Source organism: Glutamicibacter sp. AGC46 (assembly GCF_053543715.1).
Map to the genome: position 1 here is coordinate 201720 of NZ_JBLVOJ010000024.1, position 7583 is coordinate 209302.

The window sequence follows — 7583 nt, forward strand, 5'->3', positions numbered from 1 at the left end:
GGGTCCCCGGAACTTCGCTATTGAGTTTTATGAATTCTTCGCCTTAGTGGTCGACTGCCTTCTCGGCACCGACACCGGTCAGCGAACGAACTTCCATTTCCGCCTGCTTGGTAATGTCCTCGACACGCTTGTCGGTAACCGAGCCCAGCCAGCCTAGGAAGAAGGCCAGCGGAATGGAGACGATACCCGGGTTAGCCAGCGGGAAGATCACCATATCGATGCTTGGGATCATTGCGGTCTCCGAGCCCGAGAACACTGGCGAGAAGATGATCAGCAGCAAAGCCGAACCCAGGCCGCCGTACATGGACCACACTGCGCCGCGGGTCTTGAAGCCCTTCCAGAACAGCGAGTACAAGATGGTTGGCAGGTTAGCCGAAGCGGCCACCGCGAAGGCCAATGCCACCAGGAAGGCCACGTTCTGCCCCTGGGCACCGATGCCGCCAGCGATAGCGAAGACTCCGATAACCAAGACCGTGCGGCGGGCAATCTTCATTTCCTTCTCTGGAGTCGACTTGCCCTTGGCAATCACCGACGCGTACACGTCATGGGCGAAGGATGCCGCCGCGGTGATGGTCAAGCCCGCCACTACAGCAAGGATGGTTGCGAAGGCCACTGCAGAGATCAGGCCCAGCAGCACTGTGCCGCCCAATTCGTAGGCCAGCAGCGGTGCCGCAGAGTTCACGCCGCCTGGAGCCGCCTGGATTCGATCCGGGCCAATCAGTGCACCGGCGCCGAAGCCCAGCACCAGGGTGAACAGGTAGAAGGCGCCGATCAGCCAGATAGCCCAGACGACGGACTTGCGGGCTTCCTTCGCGGTAGGAACGGTGTAGAAGCGCATCAGCACGTGCGGCAGGCCGGCGGTGCCAAGCACCAAGGCCAGGGCCAGCGAGATGAAGTCCAGCTTGGCAGTTTCAGAAACACCGTACTTCATGCCCGGATTCAGGATCTCGGGGTTGCCGGCTACTTCAGCTGCCTTGCCCAGCAGGTCGGAGAAGTTGAAGCCGAACATGGCCAGCGTCCACACGGTCATGATCAGCGCGCCGGCGATCAGCAGGCAGGCCTTGATGATCTGCACCCAGGTGGTGCCCTTCATGCCGCCAACCAGCACATAGAGGATCATCAATGCGCCAACGATAACGATCACCAGCGACTGTCCCAGCTTCTCGTCAATACCCAGCAACAGGGAAACCAGCGCGCCGGCGCCAGCCATCTGCGCCAGCAGGTAGAAGACGCACACTGCCAGCGTGGAGATGGCCGCGGCGATGCGCACCGGACGCTGCTTGAGGCGGAAGGACAGCACATCGGCCATGGTGAATTTGCCGGTGTTGCGCAGCAGCTCCGCAACCAGCAGCAAGGCAACCAGCCAAGCAACCAGGAAGCCGATCGAGTAGAGGAAGCCGTCGTAGCCCTGGATGGCGATAGCGCCAACGATGCCCAGGAAGGAGGCTGCCGAGAGGTAGTCACCGGCAATTGCGGTGCCGTTCTGCGTTCCCGTGAAGGAACGGCCGCCTGCATAGTAATCCGCAGCGGTCTTGTTGTTCTTGGAGGCGCGGAGCACGATCACCATGGTGACGCCCACGAAGGCCAGGAAGATGGCGATATTGACCAAGGGGTTGCCGACCTGGGTCGACTCTCCCGCGGGCTGGGCCAGGATGCTGAGCTGGTTCATTTAGTTCACTCCCTCGCTCTCTAGGCGTTCACGGATTTTGGTTGCCTTGGGGTCGAGCTTCTTATTCGAAAAACTGACGTAGGCCGCGGTGATCGCGAAGGTCGACACGAACTGCAGCAACCCGAGAACAATACCCATGTTGATATTGCCGAGAACCTTGATGGACATGAAGTCGTGGAAGTAGTCGGCTAGCAGCACATAGGCGAAATACCAGACGAGGAAGAAGACTGCCATCGGGAAAACAAAACTGCGGTGGGTCTTTCGCAGTTCCTGGAATTCCTCGGATTGGCTCTCCTTGACGAAATCAACGTCAGCAGCGACGCCGTGTTCCGGGTTGGCACTCATGATGCCCTCCTTGAGCGAGTTGATGATGTGACTGGGCGCACATCGGTTTTGTGACTAAGTTCACTATTGGCGATAAACCCGTTGGCGACTAGGGGGCTTGCACAGCTCGTGGCTCAACGGACTGCTTTCTGCGCCCAACGGCGCAGCATGGCGCGCTGAACGGTCGGCAGATCAGGCAGGGCCCTAAGATGGGATACATGTCTCCAGCGCTGCAAGTCACCCTGATCGTCGCCATTGCGATGGTCGGAATCGCTCTTGTCGGCTACATCGGTTTCAGGATTTCCCGCTCCACCAAGGAAATGGGTACCGACGTCGAGGAAGCCACCTACAAGACGTTGCACCACATGTCCGTTGCGGTTCCCCATTTGGAGCGCGGCCTGACTGAGGACGGGGCGGCCAAAAGCGCCAAGGCGCTGCGCAGGCTCTTGAACTGCCAGGTATTGCTGATCAGCGACACCACCCATGTGCTGGCCACCGATGCAGGGGCCGATTTCACCGCGGAACTCGAGGAAGCAGCCTCCAAGGTTTCCAAAAGCGCGCTGGCAACCGGCAAAACCCAGGTAGAACGTTCCTCCGGCATGGACTTCGTGTCCGCGCCGATCACCGTAGGAGATCAAAGCGTGGGAACGGTGACCGCGCTATCACGCAGGGCCGGCGCCAGCTTCGTTCGGGCAGTTTCCGAGGTAGCGGTCTTTGTATCCGCGCAGGTGTCCACCGCCCAGCTCGATGAATCCAAGGCCATGCTGCTCGAAGCGCAGATGCGTGCCTTGCGCGCTCAGATCTCCCCGCACTTCATCTACAACTCGCTGAATGCGATCGCTTCGTTCATCAATACTGATCCCGCTCGAGCCCGTGAGCTGGTCATAGAATTCGCCGACTTCACCCGGTACTCTTTCCGCCGCCGCGGTGAATTCACCACCCTGGCCGAAGAACTGGAAGCGATTGACCGCTATCTGTTGCTGGAAAAGGCCCGTTTCGGTGAGCGCATCAAGGTCTCCTTGCAGATCGCTCCCGAGGTGCTGCCCACGCAAATTCCCTTCCTGGCCTTGCAGCCGCTGGTTGAAAACGCGGTACGCCATGGACTCGAAGCCCGGCCAGATGGCGGAGTCATCTCCATCACGGCGACCGAAGACGGAATGCACGCAGTCATCAGCGTGGAAGATGACGGCATGGGCATGGATCCCGAGCAGCTGTCCAGTGTGCTAGCTGGCGATACCCCGAATATGCACGTAGGCCTGCGCAACGTCGACCTGCGCATGCGCCAGCTCTACGGCAATTCCAATGGACTGGTGGTGGAGACCGCGCCGGGGGCCGGAACGCTGATCACTTTGCGTGTCCCGAAGTTCCGTCCGCCCAACACGATCGCTTCCGATGCATAGAAAAATCCAATAAACGGTAGAATTTTCGCATGATTAACGTGGTGGTCGCCGATGATGAACTTCCAGCGGTAGAAGAAATCGCTTTTCTGCTCAGCCAGGATTCCCGCATCGGGAAAATTCATCGCGCCACCTCTGGTGCCGCGGCGCTGAAGGCGCTGGAGGAAAATACTGTCGACGCACTTTTCCTCGATATCCACATGCCGGCTTTGTCAGGCCTGGACATTGCCCGCGTCATCTCCCGGTTCACCAATCCCCCACTGATTGTTTTTGTCACCGCCGATGAAGATCAAGCGCTGCAAGCATTCGAGTTGGCCGCCATCGACTACGTGCTCAAGCCCATTCGCCCGCAGCGCCTGGCCGAATCCGTTCGCCGCATCTGCGAGCTGGTCGAGGAGACCCCTGCCAAGCCGGAAATGATCACGGTGGACCAGGGAGGCATCACCAAGCTGATCCCTCGGGCGGATATCGCCTACGTTCAAGCCCAGGGAGACTACGCCCGGCTGCACACCAAGGATTCGAGCTATCTCATCCGGGTTCCGCTCAACGATTTGGAACAGCAGTGGGGCGAGTCCGGTTTCGTTCGGATCCACCGTTCCTACCTGGTGTGCATGGATAAGATCGAAACCGTTCGCTTGCAGACCGGCAAGGCCGCTGTGCTGGTCAACAGCACCGAACTTCCGATTTCTCGTCGCGCGTTGCCATACCTGCGGGAACGCTTGGCTGCCAACCGCGTCCGCCCGCTGTAGGAAGCTGCTGGCCTTCCGTGGAGCAACTTCCCCAAGACAACAGCCGGCGAGAGCCCCTCATGCCCGGACGGTTCGCTGAGCAGCGTCCAAAACGCGTGCGTGTCCAGGCTCCGCAGGATGCATCCTTGACTGTCTCCCCCGACCGTCCCGAGCACACAGCAGAAGAATTCTATGTTCGCCAGCTGATCCGCTCCCAGCTGCGGCTGGCCTGTGCCGTGGCGGCGGGCCTGCTGGCGATGCTGGTTGGCATCAGTGCATTGCTCGTCTTTTGGCCGGTCTTCGAGGACATCCATCTGCTGGGCCTGCCCCTGCCATGGTGGGTTTTGGGCATCGGCATGTATCCACTGATCATCGTGGCCGGAATGCTCTACAACAGGGCCGCGGGACGCAATGAAGAACGGTATCGGAGCATCAGCCGTGGCTAGCTTGCTGTCCGTTTCCTCCCTGGTGATCGTTTGCCTCACGACCATGCTGATCGCCTTCCACGGCCTGCGCCTGTCCCGTACAACTTCCGACTTCTACGTAGCTTCACGCACCGTACGCCCGTGGTGGAATGCCTCTGCTATTGGCGGCGAATACCTGTCGGCGGCTTCGTTCCTGGGCGTTGCCGGACTGATTGTGCTCTCTGGGCAATCAGGTTTGTGGTTCCCCATCGGCTACACCGCAGGCTACTTGATGCTGCTCCTGTTTGTTGCCGCTCCCCTGCGACGTTCCCGGGCATACACAATTCCCGATTTCGCGCAGATCCGTTTCGAAGGCTCGCCGATGCTGCGGAAAATCACCACCTATCTGGTGGTGGTGATCTGCTGGCTCTATATCGTTCCGCAAATGCACGGAGCAGCCCTGACCCTATCCATCGCTACCGGATTCCCGAGTTGGGCCGGTCCGGTCATTGTTGCCGCGGTTGTCTGCGTGACGGTGCTGTCCGGCGGGATGCGCTCAGTGACCTTCGTCCAGGCCTTCCAGTACTGGTTCAAGCTGGCGGCCTTGGTTATTCCCACGATTTTCCTGCTGGGGCGGGCCATCCCCGAGCATTCGGCATCCGGGCATGCCCAGGCCCTGTATGCGCAGCTGGAGTCCGTGAACGCGATGAACCTCTACGAGACGGTATCCATCATCTTGGCATTGCTCTTCGGCACCCTGGGGCTGCCGCATGTGCTGGTGCGCTTCTACACGAACCCCACAGGCCAGGCTGCGCGTACCACCACGGTGATTGTGCTGTGCCTGCTCTCCGCGTTCTACCTCTTGCCGACGACTTTGGGCGTGCTGGGCTTGCTCTACACCCCGGAGCTCGGTGCCACCAATGAAACCGATGCCACCATCCTGCTCTTGCCCGGGCGCCTCTTCGACGGATTCCTGGGCGACGCCTTGACCGCAATTGTCGTCGGTGGCGCATTCGCAGCTTTCCTCTCCACCACCTCCGGTTTGGTGGTATCCCTGGCTGGTGCGCTGTCCCAGGAATTCTTCTCGGGTACCGTGCGGGGCTTCAGGATCTCTACCGTGCTGGCCACCGCCCTGCCCGTCCTGGTCGCGGTGGTGACCAATTCATTGGCCTTGGCGGGCGCCATTGGAAACGTCTTCGCCTTCACTGCATCCACCATCTGCCCGCTGCTGCTCTTGGGCATTTGGTGGCGTTCACTGACCGCTCGAGGTGCTGTTGCCGGACTGCTGGCTGGCGGCATCTCCTGCGGGCTGGCCTTGATGACCGGCGCCTTCCTGCCCCAGGAAGATGAGATCTGGATCCACCTCTTGCGCCAGCCTGCGGCGTGGAGCGTTCCCTTGGCCTTCATGGTGATGATCTTCGTATCGCGCAGCACCAAGCGGAGCGTGCCCGCCAACGTTGAACGCGTCATGGCGTTGCTCCATGTCCCGGACTGGCGGGCGAAGTTCTAGCCAGTCTCCACGGATTCTCCGGCAGGCGCGTCGCGGCCAGATGCTTCGCGTGCCGAAGCTGATCTGCGCCGGGATCCCTTGGCCAGCCCCAGAAGGACTCCGCCGAGAACCAAGCCCATCCCGATCAGGCTTTGGAGGCCGAGGCTTTCCGCTGCCAGCAATGTTCCCAGCAGGACCCCTGTCACTGGATTGAGCAGGCCAATGAGGCCAACTGACGATGCAGGGAGATGGCGCAGCCCGGTGAACCAGGCAAGATAGGCAGCCGCGGTGGCAATGAGGCTGACATAGCCGAAGCCCGCCATCGCCTGCAGGTCAAGCTCAGGGGGTGCTCCATGCACGAACAGCGCGCAGGGGACCAGTCCTGCCCCTCCGGCCACCAGCTGCCAGGCGGTGACACGGATAATCGGCATCCCTTCAGACCATCGTTTGGTCAGGATGAACCCGGCACTGGATAGGACCATTGCTACCAGCGACAAGACGATCCCCAGGATATCGATGCCGGTCTGTGCATCGAATACCATGATGCCCACGCCGACGAAGCCCAAGAGGGCCCCAACCAAAGGCCAACGTGCAGGACGTTCACCGAGCAATAGCCATGCGAACAGCATGAGCACACCGGCAGAAATCGCCATGGTCGTAGCAGCGACACCCGATGGCAAAAGTTGCGCCACCACGTAGATCAGGGCAAAGAAGGCACCGATATTCAGCACTCCCAGAACCGCAGATTTCCACCACCAGCTGCCCTGCGGGAGTTTCCTGGCTAGCCCCAGCAACACCAAGCCCGCCGGCAATGCGCGGATCGCCGCGCCCCAGAGCGCTGAGCCGTCGGGAAGAAATTCCTTGGTGACATAGTAATTGGAGCCCCACGCGATCGGGGCTATCGCGGTCAGTGCTACCCAGCCCAGCGTTCGAAACCGGTGCCCCGCCGAATTCAAAGTATCTTCCATGGAAGATACTTTAGCTTCCTTGGAAGATATAATAAAGGCATGGAGCAAAACGACCACGTATCGCGCATTCAACAGCAGTGGGCAGAACAACGGCCGGATCTCGACCCAGCGCCCCAGGGAATCATCGGCCGGCTGCATCGCTTGGCTAATTACCTGACCGAGGAGCTCTGCACGGTTTATGCAGAGCATGGGCTGACCGAAGCTGAATTCGATGTGCTCGCGGCCTTGCGGCGGGCAGGAGAACCCCATTCCCTGGCCCCCGGCGAGCTGGCACAGCAGACGATGGTGACTACCGGAGCCATGACCAAGCGGCTCGACAAGCTGGTCAGCAACGGCTGGGTCACCCGTGCGCTATCCGGTGATGACAGGCGTGGGCGCCGCATCTCCTTGACGGCTAGCGGCAAGAAGAAAATCGATGAAGCGTTTACCGCCCACATGCGCAACGAAAAGCGCCTCGTGGACCAGCTGGCCCCCGCTGATCGTCCTGTGCTCGAAGAAATGCTGCGAAACTGGTTGGCCCACTATGAACAGACCCGGCCCTAGCCTTATCGGCCAGCGCGTCGCCAAGAATGCAAAAAGCCGCGCAGGGCAGCGGGAAGAATTT

Annotated in this window: 8 protein-coding genes; 5 read left to right on the forward strand and 3 right to left on the reverse strand. The window is 60.4% G+C overall.

Going from position 1 to position 7583, the window contains the following annotated elements:
- Window positions 1–43: 43 nt before the first annotated feature.
- Window positions 44–1669: a solute symporter family protein gene (locus ACNPM8_RS12955; RefSeq protein ID WP_448939968.1), complete on the reverse strand. Its 1626-nt coding sequence runs from the start codon at window positions 1667–1669 to the stop codon at window positions 44–46.
- Window positions 1670–2014: a DUF485 domain-containing protein gene (locus tag ACNPM8_RS12960; protein ID WP_105657248.1), complete on the reverse strand. Its 345-nt coding sequence runs from the start codon at window positions 2012–2014 to the stop codon at window positions 1670–1672.
- Between the two features lie 197 nt (window positions 2015–2211).
- Between ACNPM8_RS12960 and ACNPM8_RS12965 the strand changes: the two genes are divergently transcribed.
- From ACNPM8_RS12965 to ACNPM8_RS12980, 4 genes are all read left to right on the forward strand, one after another.
- On the forward strand, window positions 2212–3393 hold the full coding sequence (locus ACNPM8_RS12965) for a sensor histidine kinase (RefSeq protein ID WP_448939969.1): 1182 nt from the start codon (window positions 2212–2214) through the stop codon (window positions 3391–3393).
- Window positions 3394–3422: 29 nt separating this feature from the next.
- Window positions 3423–4139 (forward strand): LytR/AlgR family response regulator transcription factor, encoded by a 717-nt coding sequence (locus tag ACNPM8_RS12970; RefSeq protein ID WP_105657247.1) that lies wholly within the window; start codon window positions 3423–3425, stop codon window positions 4137–4139.
- A gap of 125 nt (window positions 4140–4264) precedes the next feature.
- Window positions 4265–4564, forward strand: a complete 300-nt coding sequence (locus tag ACNPM8_RS12975; protein WP_286172046.1) for a hypothetical protein — start codon at window positions 4265–4267, stop codon at window positions 4562–4564.
- Complete coding sequence (locus ACNPM8_RS12980; RefSeq protein WP_388023966.1) at window positions 4557–6032, forward strand: sodium/solute symporter; 1476 nt, start codon at window positions 4557–4559, stop codon at window positions 6030–6032. The genes ACNPM8_RS12975 and ACNPM8_RS12980 overlap by 8 nt, the downstream gene beginning before the upstream one ends.
- Here the strand turns inward: ACNPM8_RS12980 and ACNPM8_RS12985 are convergent.
- A complete protein-coding gene (locus ACNPM8_RS12985) occupies window positions 6029–6979 on the reverse strand; it encodes a DMT family transporter (protein ID WP_448939970.1) in 951 nt (316 codons plus the stop codon). The two genes, ACNPM8_RS12980 and ACNPM8_RS12985, sit on opposite strands and share 4 nt — an antisense overlap.
- A gap of 39 nt (window positions 6980–7018) precedes the next feature.
- On the opposite strand from ACNPM8_RS12985, the gene ACNPM8_RS12990 reads away from it, so the two are divergent.
- Window positions 7019–7522 (forward strand): MarR family winged helix-turn-helix transcriptional regulator, encoded by a 504-nt coding sequence (locus ACNPM8_RS12990; RefSeq protein WP_105661811.1) that lies wholly within the window; start codon window positions 7019–7021, stop codon window positions 7520–7522.
- The last annotated feature ends 61 nt before the right edge of the window (window positions 7523–7583 follow it).